General features: G+C 61.3%; 20 protein-coding genes, 1 other RNA gene and 2 pseudogenes. 16 read left to right on the top strand and 7 right to left on the bottom strand.

Going from position 1 to position 25350, the window contains the following annotated elements; all coding sequences use genetic code 11:
• Positions 1-55 precede the first annotated feature (55 nt).
• A complete protein-coding gene (locus ACGG9J_RS02050; protein WP_390133161.1) occupies positions 56-859 on the bottom strand; it encodes a Bax inhibitor-1/YccA family protein in 804 nt (267 codons plus the stop codon).
• A 411-nt stretch (positions 860-1270) separates the two neighbouring features.
• Between ACGG9J_RS02050 and ACGG9J_RS02045 the strand changes: the two genes are divergently transcribed.
• Positions 1271-2110 (top strand): aldo/keto reductase, encoded by an 840-nt coding sequence (locus tag ACGG9J_RS02045; RefSeq protein ID WP_390133159.1) that lies wholly within the window; start codon positions 1271-1273, stop codon positions 2108-2110.
• A 120-nt stretch (positions 2111-2230) separates the two neighbouring features.
• On the opposite strand, the gene ACGG9J_RS02040 is transcribed toward ACGG9J_RS02045, so the two are convergent.
• A complete protein-coding gene (locus ACGG9J_RS02040) occupies positions 2231-2941 on the bottom strand; it encodes a GTP pyrophosphokinase (protein WP_390135282.1) in 711 nt (236 codons plus the stop codon).
• 151 nt (positions 2942-3092) lie between these two features.
• On the opposite strand from ACGG9J_RS02040, the gene miaB reads away from it, so the two are divergent.
• Genes miaB through ACGG9J_RS02025 form a run of 3 tightly spaced genes read left to right on the top strand, consistent with a single transcriptional unit; the run spans position 3093 to position 6049 of the window.
• Positions 3093-4493, top strand: a complete 1401-nt coding sequence (gene miaB, locus ACGG9J_RS02035) for a tRNA (N6-isopentenyl adenosine(37)-C2)-methylthiotransferase MiaB (protein WP_390133157.1) — start codon at positions 3093-3095, stop codon at positions 4491-4493.
• The gene (gene miaA, locus ACGG9J_RS02030; protein WP_390133155.1) at positions 4480-5508 is read left to right on the top strand and encodes a tRNA (adenosine(37)-N6)-dimethylallyltransferase MiaA; all 1029 of its coding nucleotides are present in this window, start codon (positions 4480-4482) and stop codon (positions 5506-5508) included. The genes miaB and miaA overlap by 14 nt, the downstream gene beginning before the upstream one ends.
• Before the next feature lie 34 nt (positions 5509-5542).
• The gene (locus ACGG9J_RS02025) at positions 5543-6049 is read left to right on the top strand and encodes a MerR family transcriptional regulator (protein WP_390133153.1); all 507 of its coding nucleotides are present in this window, start codon (positions 5543-5545) and stop codon (positions 6047-6049) included.
• A 31-nt stretch (positions 6050-6080) separates the two neighbouring features.
• On the opposite strand, the gene ACGG9J_RS02020 is transcribed toward ACGG9J_RS02025, so the two are convergent.
• Positions 6081-6800, bottom strand: coding sequence for a Fic family protein (locus ACGG9J_RS02020; RefSeq protein WP_390133151.1), 720 nt, complete (start codon positions 6798-6800; stop codon positions 6081-6083).
• 100 nt (positions 6801-6900) lie between these two features.
• On the opposite strand from ACGG9J_RS02020, the gene ACGG9J_RS02015 reads away from it, so the two are divergent.
• The 7 genes from ACGG9J_RS02015 (at position 6901) to ACGG9J_RS01985 (ending at position 14426) form a co-directional block, all read left to right on the top strand.
• Positions 6901-9627: an FtsK/SpoIIIE family DNA translocase gene (locus tag ACGG9J_RS02015; protein ID WP_390133149.1), complete on the top strand. Its 2727-nt coding sequence runs from the start codon at positions 6901-6903 to the stop codon at positions 9625-9627.
• A gap of 107 nt (positions 9628-9734) precedes the next feature.
• Positions 9735-10340: a CDP-diacylglycerol--glycerol-3-phosphate 3-phosphatidyltransferase gene (gene pgsA / locus ACGG9J_RS02010; RefSeq protein ID WP_390133148.1), complete on the top strand. Its 606-nt coding sequence runs from the start codon at positions 9735-9737 to the stop codon at positions 10338-10340.
• Entirely contained in the window at positions 10337-10906 is a 570-nt protein-coding gene (locus tag ACGG9J_RS02005; protein WP_390133146.1) for a CinA family protein, read from the top strand. The genes pgsA and ACGG9J_RS02005 overlap by 4 nt, the downstream gene beginning before the upstream one ends.
• Before the next feature lie 178 nt (positions 10907-11084).
• Complete coding sequence (locus ACGG9J_RS02000) at positions 11085-11603, top strand: helix-turn-helix domain-containing protein (protein WP_390133144.1); 519 nt, start codon at positions 11085-11087, stop codon at positions 11601-11603.
• A 248-nt stretch (positions 11604-11851) separates the two neighbouring features.
• Positions 11852-12085, top strand: coding sequence for a DUF3046 domain-containing protein (locus tag ACGG9J_RS01995; RefSeq protein WP_390133142.1), 234 nt, complete (start codon positions 11852-11854; stop codon positions 12083-12085).
• Positions 12086-12313: 228 nt separating this feature from the next.
• Entirely contained in the window at positions 12314-13468 is a 1155-nt protein-coding gene (gene recA, locus ACGG9J_RS01990; protein WP_390133140.1) for a recombinase RecA, read from the top strand.
• A 4-nt stretch (positions 13469-13472) separates the two neighbouring features.
• Positions 13473-14426, top strand: a complete 954-nt coding sequence (locus ACGG9J_RS01985; protein WP_390133138.1) for a regulatory protein RecX — start codon at positions 13473-13475, stop codon at positions 14424-14426.
• A 44-nt stretch (positions 14427-14470) separates the two neighbouring features.
• On the opposite strand, the gene rnpB is transcribed toward ACGG9J_RS01985, so the two are convergent.
• Positions 14471-14848, bottom strand: an RNA gene (gene rnpB, locus ACGG9J_RS01980) — RNase P RNA component class A.
• Positions 14849-15025: 177 nt separating this feature from the next.
• On the opposite strand from rnpB, the gene hpf reads away from it, so the two are divergent.
• The 4 genes and pseudogenes from hpf to trpD all read left to right on the top strand — a co-directional run bounded on the left by hpf (position 15026) and on the right by trpD (position 20346).
• Positions 15026-15700, top strand: coding sequence for a ribosome hibernation-promoting factor, HPF/YfiA family (gene hpf, locus ACGG9J_RS01975; RefSeq protein WP_390133137.1), 675 nt, complete (start codon positions 15026-15028; stop codon positions 15698-15700).
• Positions 15701-16017: 317 nt separating this feature from the next.
• Positions 16018-18526 (top strand): annotated as a pseudogene (secA, locus tag ACGG9J_RS01970) (preprotein translocase subunit SecA); the annotation flags it as partial.
• Positions 18527-18801: 275 nt separating this feature from the next.
• Positions 18802-18984, top strand: a pseudogene (locus tag ACGG9J_RS08340) (SEC-C metal-binding domain-containing protein); the annotation flags it as partial.
• Positions 18985-19245: 261 nt separating this feature from the next.
• Positions 19246-20346: an anthranilate phosphoribosyltransferase gene (trpD, locus tag ACGG9J_RS01965; protein ID WP_390133133.1), complete on the top strand. Its 1101-nt coding sequence runs from the start codon at positions 19246-19248 to the stop codon at positions 20344-20346.
• An 83-nt stretch (positions 20347-20429) separates the two neighbouring features.
• On the opposite strand, the gene ACGG9J_RS01960 is transcribed toward trpD, so the two are convergent.
• Positions 20430-20975 (bottom strand): hypothetical protein, encoded by a 546-nt coding sequence (locus ACGG9J_RS01960; protein WP_390133131.1) that lies wholly within the window; start codon positions 20973-20975, stop codon positions 20430-20432.
• 48 nt (positions 20976-21023) lie between these two features.
• Between ACGG9J_RS01960 and ACGG9J_RS01955 the strand changes: the two genes are divergently transcribed.
• Positions 21024-21713 carry a lysophospholipid acyltransferase family protein gene (locus ACGG9J_RS01955; RefSeq protein WP_390133129.1) on the top strand — a complete coding sequence of 230 codons (690 nt, stop codon included), beginning with the start codon at positions 21024-21026 and terminating at the stop codon, positions 21711-21713.
• A 12-nt stretch (positions 21714-21725) separates the two neighbouring features.
• On the opposite strand, the gene ACGG9J_RS01950 is transcribed toward ACGG9J_RS01955, so the two are convergent.
• Both ACGG9J_RS01950 and ACGG9J_RS01945 read right to left on the bottom strand, forming a co-directional pair.
• Positions 21726-23963: a protein kinase domain-containing protein gene (locus ACGG9J_RS01950; RefSeq protein WP_390133127.1), complete on the bottom strand. Its 2238-nt coding sequence runs from the start codon at positions 23961-23963 to the stop codon at positions 21726-21728.
• Complete coding sequence (locus ACGG9J_RS01945) at positions 23956-25182, bottom strand: polyprenyl synthetase family protein (protein WP_390133124.1); 1227 nt, start codon at positions 25180-25182, stop codon at positions 23956-23958. The genes ACGG9J_RS01950 and ACGG9J_RS01945 overlap by 8 nt, the downstream gene beginning before the upstream one ends.
• Between the last annotated feature and the right edge of the window lie 168 nt (positions 25183-25350).

Here is a 25350-nt window from a genome sequence, read left to right as displayed (position 1 = left end):
CCGCCTCAACGCTTTTGGTTAATTTCGAAAGCGCTAGGGGCGGGGGATTTCTTTGTCAGTTGCGATCGCCGACCAGGTCCAGGATGTAGAGGAAGAGGTTGACGAAGTCCAGGTAAAGGTTGAGGGCGCAGAGGATGGAGACCCGCTTGATGGCCTCCGGTCCCTGGCTGCGATAGGCGGCGAAGATGACCCTGGTCTGCTGGGCGTCATACATGGTGAGCCCGGCGAAGAGGATGATGCCGATGGCCGAGACTACGCGCAGGGCCGTGTTGGAGGGGGCCACGAAGAGCATGACCACCTGGACCAGAATCAGCATGAGCAGGCCGGCCATGAAGATGGACCCCATACCCAGCATGTTGCGCCGTGTGGTCAGCCCCAGCATGCTGAGGACGAAGAAGAAGCCTGCGCTGATCACCATGGTCAGCATGATGGACGGCAGTGAGTAGGTCATGAAGATGGTGCTCAGGGTGAAGCCCATCAAGGCCGCATAGAGGTAGAACATAACCCGGGCGGTGGAGGTGCGCATGCGCATGACCCGGACACTCAGAATCATGGCGAAGGCCACTTGGACCACGGCCATGCCGATCCAGCCCAGAGCCCCCGTGGCCTGCATGAAAGCCAGGAGCAGTCCGGTCCGGGCGGTCAGATAGGCCGTCAGGGCGGTGACCAACAGGCCGACGGCCATCTCCGCATAGGCGCGGGACATGGAGACCCGCTCAGCTTTTTCAAAACTGTATGCTGCGTTGGTGTCGATGGGCGAGCCCATGCCGTAGGGCTCACCGCCCTGCATGGTCGGCATTGGCTGCTGCGCGTACTGACCGTATGGGGCCTGCGGCCGGGGATTCCCGTTGAAAGCCATCTGCTCCTCCTTGTCATTGCCGCCTATGGCGGATGGTCATCTTGCTCAAGTATACATGGCGGATTTGGCGGTATACAGGGTGTTTGCTCTGGCTGGAATCAGGCTGGATCGCCGCGATTGCAGGCTGGCGGCATGCCCCCTGCCTGTCAGAGGAAGCCGTCTGTCCTTTCGATGCTTGTCCTGGGCCAAACGCAAGGCCATGGCGGAAACCAGCTGTCTTCCTGAGGCATCCATTTTTCGTCTCGCCACCCAGCCAACGAACAACACGCAAAAAATGTGCGGGCAGATGCCTACGTGACAGCTGCTAATTAAGACATGCCGTGATCAGCTGCCGATCCCATCTTGCCTGGCGCATAGAATGAACACACAATACGTCTCGGCCTGTGATTGGCCAACAAGGAGCATGCCTATATGACCGGAAACGTCACCGACACCGCCATCATCCTCAACAATGGGGTCAGCATTCCCCAGCTGGGCCTTGGGGTCTTCCAAACCCCCGACGGCGAGGCCACCACCCAAGCAGTCACCTGGGCCCTCCAGGCAGGCTATCGCCACATCGACACCGCCATGATCTACGGCAACGAGCAGTCCGTGGGGGAGGGGCTGCGCCGCTCCGGGGTTGACCGGCGGGATGTCTTCCTGACCACCAAGCTATGGAACGACGACATTCGCGCAGGACGGGCCAAGGAGGCTTTCAAGGAGAGCCTGGACCGGCTGGGCGTGGACTATTTGGACCTCTACCTGATCCACTGGCCCGCCGAGGGCTGGCAACAGGCCTGGGAAGACATGGAGGAGCTCTACACTCAGCGGCGGGTGCGGGCCATCGGGGTCTGCAACTTCCAGAAGCATCACCTCGACGAGCTGCACACCATCAGCGGCACCAATCCGGCGGTCGACCAGATCGAGTCCTCGCCCCAGTTCGTCAACGGCGACCTGATCGACTACTGCCACGGCATCCTGCGCGTGGATGTGGAAGCATACAGCCCCCTGGGCGGCACCGGCGGCAATCTGCTGGCCGACCCCAGGCTCAAGACCATGGCCGAGCGCTACAACCGCTCCCCGGCACAGATCGTGCTGCGCTGGCATCTGCAGCGCGGGGTGATCGTCATCCCCAAGTCCACCCACAAGGAGCGGATCGAGCAGAACGCGCAGGTCTTCGACTTCGAGCTGAGCGATGAGGAGATGAAGGCCATCACCGCCATGAACAGGGACGAGCGCACCGGCGCGGACCCTGACAACTTCGACTTTTAAGAGGTTAATGATACGGGGAGGAGACCCGACCTTAAAGGCGGGTCTCCTCCAAAGGCCCGGCGGAAGCCCCAACCTTCCACCTGGCCTGAATCCTATGGTAAAGGATTTGTAAGAATTCAGCTAGTCGGTATTGCCGCTGATGGCATCGTCATCGGAATCTTGCTCCTGGGGCGAGCCTGAAATGTCGCGGTGGATCGACTGCATCTGCACTTCGATGTTCTGCAGGGAGCGGGCACAGTCCAGCAGGGTCTGCGAGTGCTCGGCCAGGCGGGCATCGGGCAGGTCGGACTTGTAACGCAACTGGTGCTCCAGGGAGGCCCAGTAGTCCATGGCGATGGTGCGGAACTGCACCTCGACCGGCGTGTAGTGAGGGCCTGAGGTCAGGAAGACCGGCACGGCGTAGATGACGTGCAGGCTGCGGTAGCCATTCATCTTGGGATTGCGGATGTAGTCCTTGACCCGCAGCACCTGGATGTCCGACTGGTCGGAAAGGTAGCGGGATACCGAGTAGACATCGTCCCGGTAGTTGCAGATGACGCGCACGCCAGCCACGTCGAATATGTGATCGCGAACCGAGGGAATGGTGACGGGCAGGTTCTTACGGTGCAGCTTGCCGATCAGGGAGTCCACGCTCTTGAGCCGGCGCTCCATGTGGTGTATGGGGTTGTGACTGAACCTGACCTGGAATTCGGTGTCCAGCACATCCAGCTTGGTCGAAATCTCGTACATGGCCCCCTCGTAGGTCTGCATGAGATTGACGAATTCCGTTATCTCGTCGATGTTCAGCTTGGGGCGGTCCTCCTCGTCCAGATCGGACAGCCGCTGTTTCATCTCGGATGCGCTCATGGCACTGTTACGGTCGAGTATCACGCGAACCTCCCATGCCGACGTTCGTAACCATGACTCATGGTACGCACAGGTCACGATGGCCGCGGGACCCGACCTGCGCATACAATCGTGGCTTATGGAATCAGGCGAGGGCATGAGCGTGACCGCTCAGCATAAGGACAGCAGAGGCGTCTACTATGTGCGGACCCTGGGCTGTCAGATGAACGAGCACGATTCCGAGCGGATCGCCGGGGTGCTTCGGGCCCAGGGCTACCAGCAGGCCACGCCCGAGCAGGTCCGTGCGCACGAGGTGGACGTGATGGTGCTCAACACCTGCGCTGTACGCGACAACGCTACCAAACGCATGTACGGGACCATTGGGCGCTGGCACAGGTTCAAGCAGCACAAGCCCGACACGCGCATAGCCGTGGGCGGCTGCATGGCCCAGAAGGACCGGGAGCGGATCGTTCGAGCGGCGCCCTGGGTGGATGCAGTCTTTGGCACCAGGGACATCGGCTCGCTGCCTGGCCTGCTGGACAAGGCCCGCAAGGACGGACGGCCCCAGGTAGGGGTTTCGGAGGATCTGCGGGATCTGCCCGGGCGGCTGCCAGCGGTCAGGGCCTCGCGCTCGCAGGCCTGGGTGTCCATCTCGGTCGGCTGCAACAACACGTGTACTTTCTGCATCGTGCCCTCGGTGCGTGGGCGGGAGCGGGACCGGTCCATGGACGACATCCTTCAGGAGGTCAAAGACTGTGTGCGCTCAGGGGCCCGCCAGGTGACCCTGCTGGGACAGAACGTCAACTCCTACGGCTGGTCCACAGGGGACCGCTACGCTTTCGCCCGACTTCTGCGCGCCTGCGGCCGGGTGCCTGGGTTGGAGAGAATCCGCTTCACCTCGCCCCATCCGGCGGCCTTCACCGACGATGTGATTGCGGCCATGGCCGAGACGCCCACGGTCATGCACCAGCTGCACATGCCCCTGCAATCGGGTTCCGACCGGATTCTGCGGGCCATGCGGCGCTCCTACCGGTCTCAGCGCTTTTTGGACATACTGGACAAGGTGCGGGCTGCCATGCCCGATGCCTTGATCACCACTGACATCATCGTGGGCTTCCCAGGGGAGACGGAGGAGGACTTCCGAGCCACCATGGATGTGGTGCGCCGGGCACGCTTCTCATCGGCCTATATCTTTGAGTATTCGCCCCGTCCGGGCACCCCGGCCTCGCGCATGCCGCAGCTGCCCAAGGCTGTGGTCCAGGACAGGTTCGAGCGTCTGCAGGCCCTGCAGGAGTCCATCACTATGGAGCATATGCAGGCCTTCCTGGGCAGACAAGTGGAGGTGCTGATCGGCGATGGGCATGGCCGACATGACGGCAGCACCCATCGGGTGACTGGGCATGAGCGCACCGGAATGCTGGTCCATGTGGGTGTGCCCCGGGGGATGACAGCGCCAGAGCCCGGCGACCTGGTCACCTGTACTGTCACACAGGCAGGACCCCATTACCTGATCGCTGACCCGGATCCTCAGGCAGGGCAGGTCTATGACATCCGTTGAACTGGAGCAGTCTGCCGGGGAGGGACCCCGCATCATCTCCATCGTGGGTCCCACAGCCTCGGGCAAGACCGCCCTGGCAGTGGCCCTGGCACAGGCTCTGCAGGCACGCGGGCAAAGGGCTCATATCGTCAATGCTGATGCCTACCAGATGTACCGGGGGATGGATGTGGGCACGGCCAAGCCTTCGGTCCAGGAGCGGCAGGCGGTGGTTCATCACCTGATCGACATCATCGGGCCGGAGGAGGCCATGAGCGTGGCCCGTTTCCAGGACATGGCCCGGTCCTTGATAGCCGACCTGCGGGCGCAGAAGATTCGGCCCATTCTGGTCGGCGGCTCCGGGCTCTATACACGGGCGGTCATCGATGATCTGTCCTTTCCCGGCACCGATCCGGCGGTCAGGGCCAGGCTGGAGGAGCGGGCCCAGGAGGAGGGCCCTGGGCTGCTCTTCCGCGAGCTGCAGGAGCGCGACCCGGAGGCTGCAGCCAGGATGGACCCTCGGAATGTGAGGCGTACTGTGCGGGCTTTGGAGGTCATGGAGATCACCGGACGACCCTATTCGGCCAGTCTGCCCCGATACCGCTACCTGCTGCCCGCTCTGCAGCTGGGGCTGGATCTGCCCCGGGAGGAACTGGACCGTAGGATCGACCAGCGAACCCAGTCGATGCGCGACCAAGGACTGGTCGATGAGGTGAAAGGGCTGCAGAACCGTCTGGGGACCACGGCCGCCCGCGCCCTGGGGTATCAGCAGATTCTTGACTATCTGGAGGGCTGCACCGATCTGGATTCCGCCTTCGAACTGATAGCGCAGAAGACCAAGCGTCTGGCCCGCAAGCAGATGGGCTGGTTCGGCCGGGATCCGCGCATCCACTGGCTGAATGCCTTGGCTCCTGACCTGGTGCAGCAGGCCCTGGACCTGCTGGACCAGGCCGACCAAGGCTGCTTCGACCAGGCGGATGCCCAGGCCGACCAGTCGGACCAGGGGAGGGTGACCAGACACCATCTGGGCGCGCTTTGACTTCAAGTACTTGAAGTTCCTAGGCTGGACGAGTATGACTACAATCATGCAGCCCCAGGCTGAAACCCAGCGGGTCCGGGAATCCGGACCCTGGTACAGCATCCGCCAGGCCTCGCTCATGTCCGGGATGCCGGAGACCACCCTGCGCTACTACGAGACCATCGGCATCATTCCGCCCATCACCAGGGATCCCTCAAGCGGCCACCGTTGCTATAGCCAGGAGGACCTGGATCTGCTGGAGACCATCTCCTGCCTAAGCGCCACGGGCATGTCCCTGGAGCACATGCGGGAGTACCTGGGCAACCGGGCGGGGGGAGCCGAGGCTGCTGGACGGCAGATCGAGCTCCTGAACGAGCAAGGACGGCGGTTGGACCATCGGATGACCGATCTGCGTGCACGGAAGCGGTATGTAAGGCTCAAGATCGAATACTGGGGGCACATCCGGGACCACGATCAGGCCGGTGCAACCCGCCTGATCAATCAAAGCGCCCCGATTATCGAGGCTGCCAAGCGCAGCGGCAACGAACGGCTCGCAGGCTGAGACTGCCGGAATTGTCGGGTGGCGTTTCGATTCAGTGGGCTGGACCCTGGTCCCATCCGGCGATCAGAAATATTCTGGTTGGGTTGACCGGGCGGACCATACCCGCGATCAGGGCTTGCAGCTCATCGGCATTGCCCAGTAGCGCTCGCTGGATGGCTCGGCGGTGGGCACTCGGATCAGCCCGTCCCCAGTCCAGGTCCCAGCCTGCATCGTGGGACAGGCGCGAGAGGAAAATACGCAGGGTCATGCCGTCGCAGTCGGAGAAGGGGTGCAGGTAGGAGAGCTCATCGTAGAAATGGGCCAGGCTATCCACGATGACCGGACGGTCCAGGCTAGCCAGGTTGCGTTCGGCCGCCAGCTCCTGGCTGATAGCCGCAGCTCCTTGCTCCAGCATCGATGCCGGATACAGACTGGCATCGCTGTCCTGCAGAGCTCGGCGCAACATTCTCTCTTCCGGCAGGCTGGGAAGCAGCCGGCGATGAATGGTCCGCAGTTCGTCAAGATCGCCCTCGGGCGCCCATGGCCGCTCGCAGACCAGGATGGTCCGCAGAAACAGGGCATCTGTATGGGCATTCCCATGACTGGTCTGGGCCTCTAAGCGTTGAGCCTGGTCGGACAGCTCCTCGGCTTCCGCTCTGCCTGCCACGAAGTCGTTCGCCGCTTCAAGAACCGAAGAACCGGGCTGACAGTCATCCAGAAACAGGTTGCGCAGGGCGAAGGCCACGGCGCTCTGACGTTCGGCTGGTGTCATGTCAACGATGCTAGCCCTGGCGGCCCCCGTCTGAAAGTGTTGTGCACACCGACCCTGCGAGCCCGATGCGGACCGGGGTTCTGGGTAGGCTGAAAGGGTTATGACACGTAAGCAGCAAGCAGACGCACATCGTCGCGGCCGGACCGCATCCAAGGGCAGCCAGGACTCGGAACCTTTCTGGCACAAGGCCTTGCTGGCCTTGCCTCGGGGCTTGGGATCCCTGGTGCGCGGTGTGGCCGGCAAGAAGGGCGACGACTCCGCCTACCGCAAGGATGGGCTCTGCTTCGTTCTGGTTATCCTGGCCGTGCTTTTCTGTGCCAGCGAGTGGTTCCGCGTGGACGGTTTTCTGGGACGTGGACTGCATGTCTTGGCTGCGGGAGTTTTGGGACGATGCAGCATCATCCTGCCTGTGGTCCTGCTTTTTGCAGCCTTCCGGCTGGTCTGCTATACCGGGCGCGAGGCGGGCAACCTGCCTGTGGTGGGCGGCCTTTTGGTAGTGCTCTGGTCGGTCTGTTCCATTCTGGACGTGCTTATGGCCTCGGATTATCGCGGCTTCGACATGACGGCCATCACTGACTCAGGTGGCCTTCTGGGGTTCGCCCTGGGTTCGCCCCTGGCCTGGGGGCTGTCCAAGGTCTTTGCAGTCATCATCTTCGTCCTTGTGGCCATTTTCGGCCTTTTCATCACCTTTAGATTCCATATCAGCGACCTCATTGCTTGGGTGCAGGGCAGGAATGCTCATGTCTCCAGCTCGGGGAAGACTGCCCCCAATGAGGTCAGGCTGGGCGATGACACCCTGCCCCTGGCACCGGGCGTGCCCACCCATCAGGAGCCGGACCAGGAGGAAGCCCAGACCGCCGGCCGGGGCGGGGTGGTCGGCTGGTTCAGTCGGCTGCTGCATGGCCGCATTGGCAAGGACACGGATACCCACCTTGAGCGTTATGAGGCTGACGAGCCCTTTTCCCAGGCGGCTTCTCTGGAAGGAACTGGCCAAGGTGATCAGTCGCAAGCGTCCACGCAGGCCTTGCCTGAGGTGGAGGCTCCTGCTGCGGCAGCCCTCCTGGATGCCAGAGAGCAGGGGCATCCCAAGGTTGACCCGGCCGCCTTGTCCGGAGTGGGGGCCTCGGATCCATGGGCCGCTGCCGCAGCTGCAGCCGACACCGTGCAGATGGAGGCCCAGCCCGCTCCTGGAACGGGTGCCGCTGCCAATGGTCAGGCCGCAGATCAGACGACTGGAGCCCAGGGTGCCGGTGCGTCAGGCTCCTCTGATGACCGTCAGGCGGACGAGAGCCGTCCATATGTGCTGCCCAGCACGGACCTGCTGGTCAAGGGCAAGCCCCACGCAGTCAGGACCTCGGCCAATGACGCGGTGATTAAAGCCCTGCAATCAACCTTCCAGCAGTTCGACGTGGATGCCAAGGTGGTGGGCTTCCTGCGCGGCCCCTCGGTCACCCAGTACGAGGTGGAGCTGGGGCCGGGAGTCAAGGTGGAGAAGGTCACCAACCTCCAGCGCAACATCGCCTACGCGGTGGCCAGCTCGGATGTGCGCATCCTTTCGCCCATCCCCGGCAAATCGGCCATCGGCATCGAAATCCCCAACGTGGACCGCGAAATCGTCCACCTGGGCGACGTGCTGCGCTCCGACAAGGCCAAGCAGGACGACAACCCCATGATGACCGCCGTGGGCAAGGACGTGGAAGGCCATTATGTGACCGCTGACCTGACCAAGATGCCCCACCTGCTGGTGGCCGGCGCCACGGGTTCGGGCAAGTCCAGCTTCATCAACTCCATGCTGGTTTCGCTGATCATGCGGGCCACGCCGGAACAGGTTCGTCTGATCATGGTGGATCCCAAGCGCGTGGAGCTGAGCGCCTACGCCGGCATTCCCCACCTGCTCACGCCCATCATCACCGAGCCCAAGAAGGCCGCCCAGGCCCTGGAGTGGGTGGTCAAGGAGATGGACGCCCGCTATGACGATCTGCAGTTCTTCGGATTCCGGCATATCAAGGACTTCAATAAAGCCGTGCTTGAGGGCAAGGTCCATGCTCCGGCCGGCTCCAATCGCAAGGTGGCCCCATACCCCTACCTGGTCGTGGTGGTTGACGAGATGGCTGATCTGATGATGGTGGCCAAGAACGATGTGGAAAGCTCCATCCAGCGGATCACCCAGCTGGCACGTGCCGCCGGCGTCCACCTGGTCCTGGCCACCCAGAGGCCCTCGGTGGATGTGGTCACTGGCTTGATCAAGGCCAACATCCCCTCCAGGCTGGCATTCGCCACATCATCTTCCACGGATTCCAGGGTCATCCTGGATGCCACCGGCGCCGAGACCCTGATCGGCCAAGGCGACGCCCTCTTCCTGCCCATGGGCCAGGCCAAGCCCACCCGTGTCCAGGGGGCATGGGTTTCCGAGTCCGAGATCCGCAAGGCGGTGGATTATGTGCGCACCCAGCGCAAGCCCCACTACCGCGAGGACATCGAGCAGATGGCTGACAAGGCTGACCACAAGAACGAGATCCAGGAGGAGATCGGCGACGACATGGACGAGCTGCTCCAGGCGGCTGAGCTGGTAGTGACCACCCAGTTCGGGTCCACTTCCATGCTCCAGCGCAAGCTGCGTGTGGGTTTCGCCAGGGCAGGGAGGTTGATGGACCTGCTGGAGTCGAGGGGGATCGTAGGGCCATCGGAGGGTTCCAAGGCCCGTGAGGTGCTCATTCAGCCGCCTCAGCTGCAGCAGGCGCTGGCCTTCATCCGCGGCGATGCCTCCTCCATGGACCCTGTCCCGGATCAGGGCACAGCCTCCGCGGATGGGCAAGCGCAGGGCTGAACATCGGTTCAAAAAGCTTGGCTTGGTCTACCGTTATGATGACACTGCCGCCCGGCATGTATCGTTGGACGGCCCGAGCGCACGAGAATCGCGTATAAGGAGTGGCAATGCAGGAGCATGCCGAGTCAAAGACCGGTCGAGAGAGGCGCAAGCTTCTCGAAGGATGGAACTCACCCCCCAATCTGGTCACCTACACCCGTATTCTCCTGGTCCTGGTCTTCATCGCCTTGGATCTCATGGCCGGTCCTTGGGGCGAGCGCAGGCTTGGCATGCGGTGGACCGCCGCCGTGCTCTTCATCCTCGCCGCTTCGACTGACAAGCTGGACGGGTGGATGGCCCGCCGGTACAACCAAGTGACCGAGCTGGGCAAGCTCATGGACCCTATCGCCGACAAGCTGCTGATCTGCTCGGCACTCATTGTGGCATCCGTCTTCGGCGAGCTCTGGTGGTGGGTCACTCTGCTCTTCCTGGTGAGGGAACTGGGCATCACCCTGCTGCGGGTCCTGGTCATCAACAAGCAGGGACGGGTCATCGCGGCCTCCCGGGCTGGCAAGTACAAGACCCTGTTTGAGTGCATCGGCCTGGGCATGCTCATGGTGCCCCTGTCTCCGGTCTGGCCCTGGTACCTGGTGACCGCCCGCGTGGTCATACTGGTGGCCTTGGCCCTCTGCCTATACTCGGGTGCGGAATACCTGATAGGGATGCGGCAATGATCGGCAAAAGCGTGCAGGGCCGTTGCGACGACCTGGCTGGACGGATCATCGACACCTGCCGTGATTCGGGCCTGCTGCTGGCCGCTGCTGAATCGCTGACTGGGGGACTGCTGGCCGATGCCTTTGTCAGAATTCCCGGTGCATCAGACGTCTTCCTCGGGTCGGCCGTCACTTACGACATAGCTGCCAAGGCCGCCATCCTCAAGGTGGATCAGGATTTGCTGGCCACTCAGGGCGCGGTTCATCCGCGGGTCGCCCAGGAGATGGCTGAAGGCACTGCCAGGCTCTACACCAGGCCGGGGCATGAGGATACAGTCATCGGCATGGCTACCACCGGTGTGGCCGGGCCGGGCCCTGATGGGGATGATCCGGCCGGGCTGGTCTACATTGGTCTGGCTCTGCCTGTCCGGGTGACGGGTCGACGTTCAGAGACCGGTCTTCAGGCCCATGCCTATCGGACCTATGCATATGAGCTGCATCTGGATGGAGACCGCGAACAGGTGCGCCGGGGTACGGTCATGCGGATTCTGGATCAGCTGGATCGGGCCCTGCATTCGCGAGGCTGATCGTAGCCAGCAGGCTTAGGCAAAGCGGGGGCTGTATTTGTTCTCGTCTCTTTTCTTTTGCATACGTGACCTTGGTCACAAAGCGGGCCTTTCGGGTTCCTCCCCTGGAATAATCCACCGGCTCGACTGTTGGTCACTGTGTAAGAAGTTGAACAAGATAATGGCGAAAGGGGCTGCTATGGCCAGCACCGAGACCGTGATGACTCGAACCAACGATATGTATGATGTCAAGCCGGCCGCACCCGGAGTGGAGCGCAATGCGCGGGTTCGTGATCTGACTCCCGCCCAGCGGCGCGCCGTCGTCTTCGCCCAGCAGCAGGTAATCCGGGCCAAGGCCGCTAAGAAGGCCAAGGAGGAGCGTCAGGCCAACCTGAGCAAGATGTGGATGGAGGAAGACGGCATGGAAGCCAGCCGTCAGCGTGCAGCCTCCACCAGTGACGGCCGGGCCGTCACTCATACCGTCTCCCTGCGCGAGGCCTTGGGCCATGTGCTGCGTGAGCTGAGGACCAATGATCACAAGACCTTGCGTGAAGTCAGCGAAAAGGCTGGTGTGTCCTTGGGCTACCTGTCCGAGGTGGAACGCGGCCAGAAGGAGGCCAGCTCCGAACTGTTGAGCTCCATCGCCGACGCGCTGGGCCTGGGAGTGCCGCAGACCCTGCGGATGGTGGCGGACTACCTGGAGTCAACTCAGGAGTAAACATCTCAGGTCCAGCTGGTTGGCCCGGCGGACCGTTCTGGAGGGCGTCTGGTTCTAGCAACCAGGCGCCCTCTTCTGCTGACTGTCTATTGTCGACGGGTTCTGTCAGTTGGAAGCTGTCGGTTGGATTCTGTCCATGGTTTGTCGATTGGTAGCAGTCGGCTCGTCTCGTTAGTTGATTGCTTGCGGATGGTTGCTGTTGCAGAAAGGTTGTGACAGGGTGGGTCTTGGACGAAAGGTGATGCCGAGTGCGTGAGCGGGAGTTCTGGCAGTTGCTGGAGGAAGTCTTCGGTCGGGTCTACGGACGCAGTCTGGCCCGTGACCAAAGGCTGACCGCCTTGGATGCCATGACCGTGGTGGAAGCCCTGGATGCGGGCGTGGAGCCGCGTGTGGTCTGGAACGTGCTCTGCGATCAGATGGAGATCCCCGACTCCCGGCGTTGGGGGAAGGATCACAATGCGCCGCCCATGCCGGCAGCCTGATAGGCAGGTTTTATCCTCTGCGAATTTATTTCCCATTTCAGGCGTTTTTCGAACATTTGTTCGCATGGTCGGATATACTGATACCCATGGTCCGGTGACCATCGGCACGTTCGACCACATCGGACGCCGGGACCGCAGACGGGTTTCGACGACGGATAGGCTGTCAATCGTGAGGTCGTCAATCAGGATGTCGTCATCGTGAGGTCGGTTACTAAGAAGGAGAGCCATATGGCACGTCAGAGCAACAGTGGCAAGGCGAAGAAGGAAGAGGAGGGCGGGATCGACCCCCGTCGCCAGGCAGCCTTGAACACGGCCCTCGCGCAGGTTGAGAAGAGCTTCGGCAAAGGTTCAGCCATGCGTCTGGGCGACAAGCCTGCCCAGGACGTGGAGGTTATTCCCACAGGGTCCCTGGCCTTGGATATGGCTTTGGGCATCGGTGGACTCCCTCGCGGACGAATTGTTGAGATCTACGGTCCGGAGTCCTCAGGCAAGACCACCTTGGCCCTGCATGCGGTGGCCAATGCGCAGGCTGACGGGGGCGTTGCCGCTTTCATTGATGCCGAGCACGCCTTGGATCCAGAGTATGCCAAGAAGCTGGGTGTGGACACGGACTCCCTGATCGTCTCCCAGCCGGACAATGGCGAGCAGGCGCTGGAGATCGCCGACATGCTGATCCGGTCGGGCGCCTTGGATGTCATCGTCATTGACTCAGTGGCCGCCCTGGTGCCTAAGGCCGAGATCGAAGGCGACATGGGAGACAGCCACGTGGGTCTCCAGGCCCGTCTGATGAGCCAGGCCCTGCGCAAGATGACCGGCGCCCTGTCCCAGGCCAACACCACAGCCATCTTCATCAACCAGCTCAGGGAGAAGATCGGTGTCTTCTTCGGCAGCCCGGAGACCACCACCGGTGGCAAGGCCCTGAAGTTCTATGCCTCGGTACGCCTGGACATCCGCCGTATCCAGACCCTGAAGAACGGCGACGAGGCAGTAGGCAATCGCACCAAGGTCAAGGTGGTCAAGAACAAGATGGCCCCGCCCTTCAAGGTGGCCGAATTCGACATCCTCTACGGTGAGGGCATCTCCAAGGAGGGTTCGGTTCTGGATATGGCCCTGCAGACCAATATCGTCAAGAAGTCGGGCTCCTGGTTCACCTACGAAGGCGATCAGCTTGGTCAAGGCAGGGAGAACGTCCGCCAGTTCCTTAAGGACAATCCCGGCTTGACCAAGGAGATCGAGGATAAGGTCAAGGTTGCTTTCGGACTCATTCCTGCTCCCACCGAGGATGACAAGGCTGATCAGGCCGACTCTGGCCAAGGCGGCAAGGAAGACGGCTCGGCTCCCGTCGACGTCAACAGCGCTGTGCCCACGGCCCAGGCTGCATGACCCGATGATCTCGGCCGAGGATTTCCTCAAGGACAATCCGGTCCGCTTGGCGCAGACCGAGGGTTCTGCTGAATCTGACAAGGGATCGAAGAATTCCCGATCGGGCTGGCTTCAGGCAGACTCTGCGGGTTTGGCAGGTCCAGAAGGTTCGGTGACAGTCCTTGATCATGCTGCTGATTCACGGTCTACCTCAGACTCCCTGACCGCCTCAGATGCTCGTCCTTGCCCAGCTCAGAAGGATGACAACCGCTCAGCGCAGGCTCATGCCCTGGTCCTGGGGCATGCTGCTCGATTCGGAGGCAGCTTGGAAGATATTGACAGTTCTGCACCTGCTGATACCGGTGTCAACCCCTTAGCGGGTCATCATTGCCGGGGGCGCCGTTCCGCCCAAGGTTCCGATAGAAGCACCCGCCGTCGTGGCCGCCGCCCACGTGCCGGTGGTTTTGGCTGCGGTTCTGCACTTGCTATACCACGAGCGGATGCTGATGACGCGGATGCTTGCCGGGAGGCTGCTCTGACCCTGCTTGATGCGGCGGCCCGTTCTAGCGGGGCTCTGGCCCGTCGTCTGGTCGACAAGGGGTTTGATGCGAAGGTGGTCGATCAGGTGATTGATCGACTGACCAGGCTGGGCCTTGTGAATGACCAGGTCTATGCCCAGGATCTTTTGCGCTCCTGTCTGTGTCGAACCATGGGGGAGCGGGGCGTGCTCTCGGAGATGACCCGCAAGGGCCTGGACCCGGAACTGGCTGCACAAGTTGTGGCCCAGGCATCTCGTAAGGGTCTCTTCGTCGACTCCGCCTATGAGCTTGGTCGCAAGGTGGCCCGTAAGACAGCCGGACTCGACCTCAAAGTGCGCAAAAGGCGATTCTGGAGTGCTGGATCCCGTAAGGGCCACAGTCCTGGCCTCCTCAACCAGGTGGCAGCGGATCTTTTCGTGCCTGACGACACTCTTGATTGAGCTGATTGTTGCCAAGACGCTGCAGACACAGCGCAGTAAAAGAAAAATGAGACCTCTCATATACCCCGGGTTCTGTCGTCGGCCGGATTAGAATCCGGACGACGGATGGCCATCCATCTCGACCTGACGTTGCCGCCAGGCTCTAGCGGCCTACCCGAAGGCGGGACGAGCAGCCCCTGAATGCCTTCTGCTTGGCCTTGCTCCCGATGAGGCTTGCCATGCGGTCGGCGTTACCGTCGACCCGGTGGTCTCTTACACCGCCGTTTCACCCTTGCTCGCCTTTATCGGGCGAGCGGTCTGTTCTCTGTTGCGCTATCTCTCAGGTTGCCCTGGGCGGACGTTATCCGCCATCGTGCTCTGCGGAGCCCGGAAGTTCCTCAGCCCTTCCCAGGAGGAGGGGCCGCGGCCATCCGAGAGGTCTCGGGGTTACAGCATAGCGGAACTGAGCGACTGGACCAGCAGCCATGATTCCGCTGTGGCCTCAAGCTCAATCAGTGAGTCAGCCTCGCTCTTCGGATACAATCGGAAGCACAGTCGATGGTGACCAAGTCTGCCATCGCACCAGCGGTTCATCCGCTCACAAGTGCAAGGAGATTCCCATGGAGATCGTCATTACCGGTCGACATACCCAAATCAAGCAACGGTTCCGCGATGTTGTGGACAGCAAGATGAACAGGGTGACGGCCATCGCGCCCGATGCGCAGCGCATTCAGGTCGTTCTGACGCATGAAGGCAATCCCCGCCAGGCTGACAGCGCCAAAAGGGTGGAGCTGACCGTCCAGGCCGGCAAGACCGTGATCCGCGCAGAGGCCTCCAGCGCTGACGAGTTCAGCGCACTGGACATGGCCTTGGACAAGCTGACCCAGCGCCTTCGTCGAGTCCGCGATCGCCGCAAGAACCACCGTCGTGGACTGGAGCATCCGCCTGTGCCCGTTGATCTGCCTGTGGATGACCGTTCAGACGATCAGGGAGATCAGGGCCGGCAGCCCAACCCGGACAACAGCGCCCAGACTGCTGTGGCATCGGACCTGGAGCCGGGCCAGTCGGTCGAGGTGCAGGTGGGGGACACCCCCATCATCATCCGCCGCAAGCTGCACATCGCCGAGCCCATGAGCATCGACGAGGCACTTTACGAGATGGAACTGATAGGCCATGACTTCTTCCTCTTCGTCAACAAGGAGACCAACCGGCCATCGGTGGTCTACCGCCGGCACGGGTGGAGCTACGGAGTCTTCGAAATCGATACCCCTGAGCATGTAGGGCGAAAGCAGTAACCATAAAACAAATATTCATTGCGGGGCGATTCCCCGGCGGCAGGTTTGTCTGACCTCCGGAGAATCGCCCTTCTTCAATGCCTGGTTCGGCTGGCAAGGTCGCAGTTATGTGAGTCCAGGAAAGGCGGGAAGGCCCCATCTCCAGTGTCGATTGGTGCCTGTCCAAGCGGAGCTTTGATTGGTCGGGTGTTGATCAGCTGGGTTTGTGGAACAATCGGTTTCGAGAAAATCGGTGCATTCGCGTAAGATAATCAAGGTCTGGGCCTACGTCAGCTGAGGGCGTGCGAAGGCCATAAAAAAACGGTAGGGAGCGCAACGTGGTAGCAGTCTTGGACAAGGTCCTCCGTATGGGCGAGGGTCGTCAGATTCGCAAGCTTCAGGGGGTGGCCAAGGCGACCAACGCCTTCGAGGATCAAATCTCGGCCATGAGCGATGAAGAGCTCAAGGCGCAGACGCCTAAGTTCAAGCAACGACTGGAGAACGGCGAATCCCTCGATTCCCTGATGCCCGAAGCCTTTGCCACGGTCCGCGAAGTTTCCAAGCGCACTCTGGGCCAGCGGCATTTCGATGTCCAGTTGATGGGCGGCGCAGCCCTGCACTGGGGCAACATCGCGGAGATGAAGACCGGCGAGGGCAAGACCCTGGTGGCTACCCTGCCGAGCTATCTGAATGCTTTGGAGGGCAAGGGCGTGCACGTGGTCACGGTCAACGACTACCTGGCCTCCTACCAGAGCGAGCTCATGGGCCGCATCTTCCGCTTCCTCGGCATGAGCGTGGGATGCATCATCACCGACCAGCGTCCCGCTGAGCGTCGCAAGCAGTACCAGGCGGATATCACCTACGGCACCAACAACGAATTTGGCTTTGACTATCTGCGCGACAACATGGCCTGGGACAAGGACGAGCTTGTGCAGCGCGGACACCACTTCGCCATCGTGGACGAGGTGGACTCCATCCTGATCGATGAGGCACGAACTCCTCTGATTATTTCCGGCCCGGCCGAGGGCGACGTGACCCGATGGTACCGGCAGTTCGCCAAGCTGGTCCCCAAGCTCACCAGGGATGAGGATTACGAGGTCGACGAGAAGAAGAAAGTCGTCGGCATCCTGGATCCTGGCATCACCAAGGTGGAGGATTACCTGGGTATTGACAACCTCTACGAGCCCGCCAACACCGCCCTGATCGGGTACCTGAACAACGCCATCAAGGCCAAGGAGCTCTTCCTGCGCGACCGCGACTATGTGGTCCAGAACGGCGAAGTCCTGATCGTGGACGAGCACACCGGCCGTCTGCTCAAGGGGCGTCGCTACAACGAGGGTCTCCACCAGGCCATCGAGGCCAAGGAGGGTGTGGAGGTCAAGGCCGAGAACCAGACCTTCGCCACCATCACCTTGCAGAACTACTTCCGCATGTATGACAAGCTGGCAGGCATGACGGGCACGGCCGAGACCGAGGCTGCTGAGTTCATGAACACCTACAAGCTGGGTGTGCTGCCCATCCCCACCAACAAGCCTATGATCCGCAAGGACCAGGACGATCTGATTTACCGATCCAAGAAAGAGAAGCTGGCCGCCATCGTCCGGGATGTGGCTAAGCGGCACGCCCAGGGCCAGCCCATCCTGCTGGGCACTGCTTCCGTGGAGTCCTCCGAGGTGGTCTCCTCCCTGCTGGACGTGGCTGGCATCGACCATCAGGTCCTCAATGCCAAGCAGCATGCGCGCGAGGCTGCGGTCGTGGCTGTGGCTGGGCGCAAGGGCGCAGTGACTGTGGCTACCAATATGGCCGGACGCGGAACCGACATCATGCTGGGCGGGAACGTTGAATTCCTCGCCGATCAGAAGCTCAAGGAGCAGGGCTATTCGCCCGATGACACCCCTGATGAATACGAGAAGCGCTGGCCCAAGATGCTGGATTCCGTCAAGGAACAGGTCAAGGACGAACATGAGGAGGTCGTCAAGCTGGGCGGTCTCTATGTGCTGGGAACCGAGCGACATGAGTCCCGCCGCATCGACAACCAGCTGCGTGGCCGTTCCGGTCGTCAGGGCGATCCTGGCGAGTCCAGGTTCTACCTGAGCCTGGAGGACGACCTCATGCGCCTCTTCAATACCCAGCTGGTGGCTCGGATCATGTCCTCAAAGAGCCTGCCCGAGGGTCAGCCCATCGGCACCAAGAGCGTCTCCAAGGGCGTGCGCAACGCACAGAAGTCCGTCGAATCCCGCAACTATGAGATCCGCAAGAACGTGCTCAAGTACGACGACGTGATGAACAAGCAACGCCAGGTCATCTATGGCGAGCGTCAGGCCGTGCTCAAGGGCGAGGATATTCACCAGGACATCCTTCGCTTCATCCGCGAGACCGTGACCTCATACATCCAGGGTGCGCAGAATGGCTCGGACAAGCCTCAGGATTGGGATGCCGACGGGCTCTGGAAGGCTCTGGCCTCCGTCTATCCGATTAGTCTTGACCAGGATGAGACCATGGACTCCCTGGAGGGTCTGAAGGGCGACAAGGCCGTCAAGGCCCTGTCTGACAAGGTTGTGGAGGATGCTGAGTCCATCTACCAGGATCGGGAGGATGAACTGGGGGAGAAGGGCTCCAGGCAACTGGAGCGTCAGGTGGTCCTTTCCGTCCTGGACAGCAAATGGCGTGAGCACCTGTACGAGATGGACTACCTCAAGGATGGCATTGGTCTGCGCGGCATGGGTCAGCGTGATCCCCTGGTCGAGTACCAGCGCGAAGGCTACCAGATGTACAACTCCATGATTGATGCCATCAAGGAGCAGACTGTACAGCTGCTCTTCAACGTGGATCTCAAGCAGATCGCGGCCAGCCAGGAGAACGAGCGGCGTGCCCGCGAGGAGCGCGAGGCAAATCAGTCCGAGCCGGTCAGCTACCAGGCACCTGAGGAGCCCGATGCTGAGGACGAGACCACAGACATCGACGAAACGGCCCAGGAACGTGATGATGAAGCTCCAGCGGGCAGTGTCCAGGAGGATTCTGACGAGAATGCTGCTGACGATGCTGCTGACGCAGAAGAGGGCTTGAGCGAGTCCTCAGAGGATCGAGAAGCTGTTGACAATGCAGCTGCTCCGGCCCCTGTCGGTCCTGCGCCCATCAGCCATGCCGAGGGGAAGGTTCCGGCCAACAAGAGGCCCAAGGCCGAAGAGGACCATTCCCCCTGGGCCGATGGCCGTACTTTCCCTGGAACTCCACGCAACGCCCCCTGCCCCTGCGGTTCTGGACGCAAGTACAAGATGTGTCACGGGCAGAACGAGAAGAAATAATGAGTTCGCGTAATCGCAAAAAAGCCTAAAGGCTAGCGAGGGGTTCAGCGGCAAGGCTTCGCAAACACGGCTGTCAACCTCATCGACGGTCATCGCTCACAAGAGCGGTGGCCGTTTCCATATTTTGGATTCCTTATTTTCATATGTTGGTAGCTGTGTGACCAGAATATGGGAGAACCATGTCTAGGGGAGAGGTGGGAAAGTAAACCTAGAGCAAACAGCGGGGCATCCGGCTCCGCTTCTTCAAAGGAAAGAGTCATCATGCGGCCACTCAGCTGGAAATCCGTCCTGAACTCCTTGGTGTCCGGTCGACACCTGAGCGCGGATGAGGCCGAGTGGTGCATGAACGACCTGATGGACGGAAATGCCGACCCAGTGCAGGTGGGAGCCGCCTTGTCCATGCAGTCGACCCTTGGGCTGACCAGCCAAGAGGTCGAAGGGGCAGCCAAGGCCATGGTTGGCCACGCGGTCCCGCTGAAGGTCAAAGGTAATGTGACGGATATCGTCGGCACCGGAGGTGACGGGGCTGCAACAGTTAATCTGTCGACCATGGGCGCCATCGTGGCTGCCGCGGCAGGAGTCAGAATCGTCAAGCACGGCAATAGGGCCGCATCCAGCAAGAGCGGTACAGCCGACTGTCTGGAGCAGCTCGGCCTTCCTTTGGATCTGCCGCCTCATGAGGTGGCTGCCATGGCAGAGCGCTACGGCATCACCTTCGTCTTTGCCAAGACATTTCACCCTGCCATGCGTTTTGCTGGGCCTGTCCGCTCGTCTCTGGGGATTCCGACCGTTTTCAACCTTCTAGGACCCCTGACCAACCCGGTCAACCCGCGCTATGTGGCCATCGGATGCGCCCAGCGTCAGCTGAGTCCCATGATGGCCCAGGTCTATGCCTCACGCGGCCAGGAGGGCATGGTCTACACCTCGGTTGAAGGCCTTGACGAGATGGCCCCGACAGGTCCGGTTTCCATTTGGGAGATCCACCAGGGCAAGGTGGAGGAAAACTCCTTCGATCCGACTCGTGAACTGGGCATCGACCCTGTTGATCTGAACGACCTGCGCGGCGGCGACCCCGCTTTCAACGCCAACGTCGTCAGGGATTTCCTTGCTGGAAAGGCTGTCCCCTCCCGTTCCACGGCATTGCTCAATGCAGCATCGGCAATCGTGGCCGACGGCTCGCAGATCGATGCTGGTCCAGAAGATGGTCTGAGCGTCCGATTTGCGCAGGCCTACCAGCTGGCTACGGAGGTAGTGGACCAGGGCAGGGCTGCAGACCTGCTTGCAGCTTGGATCCATGGAGCCCGGGAAGCGCAGTCGCGTTGCCGGAAAGAGGACCGGACACATAGTGCGGTCTTAGTCTAGATTCTTGGTTGCTGGGTCTGTCCGGGTCCCCCCTGGCTGATAGTTCTGCCAGCGGGACCCGCCTGTTCTGGCGGCTCACAGCATCATCGCCGGTACAGCCGCTCGTCATCCTCGAAGAGGCCGCTTGACGCATCCCGGAAGTTCTTCCGGTCGATGATCAGTCCTGCGATGCCTATCAGCAGGAGCAGACCTGCCAGCAGGCCGGTCAAGCCGGACCAGCGCGGCATGAAGATGGTAAGGAAGAAGCATACCAGGCCCAGCACTGTCATGATGATGAAGGCCACCCGCCTTCTTCCCAGATCGCTCAGGTCGGGGTTGGGCGGAATAAAGTTCGACGACTGGTCCATGACCTCGTCGGTATCCAGCCAGCTTCTGCCTTGGAAATCTCGCGGTCCGGCACCGCCGACGAATGAGTCGTGCCTGAGGTCCTCGGCCTTCAGCGCCGCTTTTTTCTCGGACTTCCGAGCCTTCTTTTCGAATTCCTTGGCCGTCCTGGACGATTCCAAGGGATTGAGCTCGTCAGCGTGCGAGTTCAGGAAGTCCTCCCACTCACCGTCCCCCTGTGAGGATCCGGTTCCCGCCTCACTGTTATACTGTTCCCCGGCGTCGTTATCCTTGTGCTCGGTCATAGAACCATCGTAACCTCGGCCGAACCCATTCGCTACCAAGGAGTCTTTGTGCTGTACTGGTTCTTCGTCAAACTGCTCGGTCCATTGGCGCGTATCTGGTTCAAACCGACCGTTGAAGGCACGGGGAACATCCCCAAGCAGGGGGCTGCCATCATCGCCTCCAACCATCTGGCCGTCATCGACGACGCCCTCCTGCCCATCACCTGCCCTCGGATGATCCACTTCATGGGTAAGGCTGAGTATTTCAACGGCAAGGGGATAAAGGGCAAGTTCAAGAAGTGGTGGTTCAGCTCAGTCGGGGTCTTTCCCGTTGACAGGTCAGGCGGTTCCAAGTCGCTGGGAGCCATGGAGACGGCGCGTTCCATCCTTGAGCACGGGCATATCTTCGGCATCCATCCCGAGGGCACGCGCAGTCCTGATGGCAGGCTCTACCGTGGGCACACCGGTGTGGCACGGCTTGCCTTTGAGACAGGAACAACGGTGGTTCCCGCAGCCATCATCGGAACCAGGGAGCTTCAGAAGCCCGGTCATGTGCTTCCGCACCGGGGCAGGACCAAGGTCATCTTCGGCAAGCCCATCACCGTGCCTTACGTTCCGGTCAACAGCCTCACCCATGAGGAAATTCGCAACCTGACCGACAGGATCATGCAGGAGATCCAGGAGATGAGCAGGCAACGCTACGTGGATGTATATGCCCAGGTCATCAAGGCGCATGAGAGCAAGGAAGAGCTGGACTGATTTTTCAAGTGCTCAAACCACGGTCAGGGTCACGACGGCCGGCGAGCCGTCATCATTGACCACCTTTATCCAGGTCTCAGGGTTGGGGTCTTGGAGTCGCACCCTTTGAGTCAGGTTCCCCAACGGGGCGGAGATCTTGACCTTGAGCCCGTATTCCTGCAGGATTCGGGTGGCCTCATCCTGGCTCTTGTGCGTGACGTCGGGCACTTTGATGAATTGCGGCCCCTTGGAGATCACTACGTCGACCGCATCGCCCCAGTGCAGCTGCTCCTGGGCCTGATGCGAGGCGGATATGACCTGGTTGCGTGGCACTGTGTCAGACCAGTCCTCGCTGTAGTTGACCTTGAGCTGGAGGGCTTCCAGGGCCGTCTTGGCATCATCCCTTGCCTTGCCGATGATATCGGGCATGGCCACGGGCATCCGGCCTTTGGAAAGAACCAGGTTGACCTTGGTGTCGTGACGGGTCCTGATACCTGGGCCCGGCTGCACAGAAATCGCCGCACCCTCTGGTATATCCATGGAGTACTGGTCCTTGGAGGAATCGTGGTCGATCTTGTCGAACCCTGCCGCCTTCAAAGCTTGCAGCGGATCCTTGCCATTGGAGGTGTTCGGCTTGAGAATGTCCTTGGGCACCGTGGCCTGTCGCACTCCCTTGGAGACGGTCAGGTTGAGCCTGCCGCCCCGCTTGCTGATATGGGCTCCGACGGTATTGGGTTCCGCGGCCATAATGGCCCCTTTGGGCACTTGGTCGCTGAAGTCGTAGCCGGTATTGACATCGATGCCTGCGACCTTGAGAGTTCGTGCGTATGTGGCGAAGTCAGCGCCGATGACCTTGCACTCCTGGTTCTCGGAGCAGGAGATGTCATCCGGCTTGGGCAGAGCGTAATAGCTGCCCGGACCCAGGAAGTACCACCAAGCGCCGCCGCCTCCGGTCAGGGCCAGCATCAAAAGAGCCGCCAGAAGGATGATCAAGCCCCGATTCCGGTGCTTGGGTCGAGCCGCTTCAGCGTCTTTCTGCATGGTTTGGATAGAAGCCGGAATGATGTTTGTGTCTCCGGGGGATGCTGCCGGTTCCTGAGGCTGCAGGACGGTTGTGGTTTCGGCTCTGGAGGGAGGGTCCACGTCGTTGAGCCGATAGCGTCTGGTCGCTGGATTCGCATCGGTTTCTGGCGGGGCTGGGACAGCCAGGAGCGTGTCTGAATTCTCAGGGTCGGTTGCTGCAGCAACCGTCTCCGAGGCTGCCTGTTCGGCATTGTTGCTTGGTGCTGTAGCCGCTTGCATTGACGATTTGGCTATCCCAGAGCTGTATCCAGGGGTTCCGGCCACGGCGGACTCAGGCTGTCCGCTTGCTGCGTCCGCTGCAGCCGTTGCGGGCAGCACGTAGTCCATGGCCTGTCTGTCCAGTCCCCTGACCACCTTCTTAAGGCTCTCCAAGGCCTTGCCTGCGTCCTCCGGGCGATGCTCAGCGGAGCGGTCGGTCAGCCCGGAGATCAAGGCGGCCACGGATGGGTCGATTCCGGGACAGACTCTGGTCAGGGAGGGGACGTCCTCATGGACATGCTTGAAAACGATAGTCACCGGGTTGTCGCTGGCGAAGGGGACTGTGCCCGTCAGCATCTCGTAGGCGATGATGCCCACGGCGTAGAGGTCGCTTTGGGGGGAGGCATCATTGTTTTCGATGGTTTCGGGAGCCAGGTAGGCGGCTGTGCCCATGAGCATGCCCGTCGAAGAGAGGGTGGCCTGAGCAGCAGCGCGGGCCAGGCCGAAGTCGGTGATCTCCACGTGGCCGCGGTCATTGATGAGGATGTTTTCCGGCTTGATGTCACGGTGGATGACACCGGCTCTATGTGCGGAGGCCAGGCCGTCCAGGATTTCGCCCACGATGCGCAGGGTCTCCTTTAAGGGATAGACGCCCTGACGGGCCATGTCCCGCCGCAGGCTGATGCCGTGCACATACTCCATGACCAGGTAGTCCAGTCCACGGTCGACGCCAGTATCGTAGACCTGAACGATGTGAGGGTTGGCGATGGCGGCCGCAGATCTGGCCTCCCGGCGGAAGCGCTCCTCGAACTGGGCCCTGTGCGGCCCCTGGGCCAGCATGGTGTGCATGATCTTGACCGCCACATGCCTGGACAGCCGCTGGTCCAGGGCTTCGTAGACTGTGGCCATGCCGCCTTGCGCGATCTCGCGCAGAATGCGGTAGCGCCCGTCGATGATTCGGTCGCTGGTCCTCTCGTCTGCTTCACTCATGCTCGTCTTGTCCGGCCCTCTGTACCTCGGAGGCCTGACCGGCCTCGGCATCAATGGAAGATATACGTTCATGATACCCGGCAGTGGTGGCAAGCGGCAGGAAGCGCTGGCAGGCGTTCATGAAGATGATTTGGCCCCTTATGGGCAGATGCAGGTCATCGGCCAGGGCCTGGGCTTGAGCTCGGGCTCGGGAGGATAAATCGGCAATGCGTTGGCGACTGGCCTCTACGGCGCCGCAGGACTGCATCAGGTCACGGACCATATTCACCTGGGCATTCTTACGGCGTTGGGAGGGGTAACTGTACAGTCGGCGGATCTGCCTGGTTTGATCTGGATCAGCCAAGGCCAGAGTGTCGGCTAGGAGGACGGTTCGCTTGCCCTCGCGGATATCGCCGCCCACAGGTTTGCCTGTGTGGCGGTCGTCGCCTGTGACATCCAGCAGATCATCCCCCAGCTGGAAGGCCAGCCCCAGATCCAAACCTAGGGCGCGCACTGACTTCTTGTGTCTTTCCAGATCTGCCCCTGCGACCAGCAGGCCCAGAGCCAGGGGGGCCAGTGTGGTGTATGAGGCGGTCTTCCATGCCATGGTGCGCAGAGCCTGGCAGCGCAGGCGTTCCGGATTGTTCAGCGTGGCTTCTTCCATACCTATGTCCAGGATCTGGCCTGTGACCACGGCCGTCTGCATGGCTTGAAAGACCCTGCCGATGGCCGGCCCATGAGGAAGGTCGGCAGCCGCCTGGAGGGCCATGTCTGTACTCAACGATGCCAGCAGATCGCCCAGGAGGATGCCCAGTCCGGTGCCACGGACATCGGGGCGGGCTGAGACCCGGTCGCTCGGATCGTTTCCATCAACAGGCCGGCTCAGGGCCAGATGGGCGGCAGGGCGACCCCGACGGCGCGGGGAGCCGTCGATGATGTCGTCGTGAACCAGTGCGCTGGTCTGATAGACCTCCAAGGCGCAGGCAAGGTCCACTACCGCTTGTTCACGGTCCGGATTCTGCTCGAAATCCAGAGCCTGCCAGACGTCGCAGAGCAGGAGAGCGCGCAGCCGCTTGCCGCCGCGGCCGGCCTCGATCGCCTGGAGGATGACCTCTTGCAAAGCCTCCTTGGAGGGGTCCTGATTGAGGGGATAGTCCAGTCCGGGCTCTGAAGCAGTCAGGTGGTCGCAATGGTGCTGGAGCAGTTCTTCCATGCGTTGTTCGACCTGTGCTGCAGTCACGCTCTTCATGCCTTAGAGCCTATCCGCATATCTGCCCAGCGGTCAGGCTGCAAGGACCTTGGTGGATTGGGTGATCCACTTGACCACATGACTGGCTGCGGCCTTCCTAACGGTTCCGACTGGATCAGGATGGTGCCAAGGCTCACCGGCTCGGTCCGACTGATCGGG

The sequence above is a fragment of the Bifidobacterium apicola genome (genome assembly GCF_042846865.1).
In the GTDB taxonomy this organism is placed as follows: domain Bacteria; phylum Actinomycetota; class Actinomycetes; order Actinomycetales; family Bifidobacteriaceae; genus Bombiscardovia; species Bombiscardovia apicola.
Note: the sequence above shows the minus strand (reverse complement) of the source record. Positions and strands in the feature narration are given on the sequence as shown.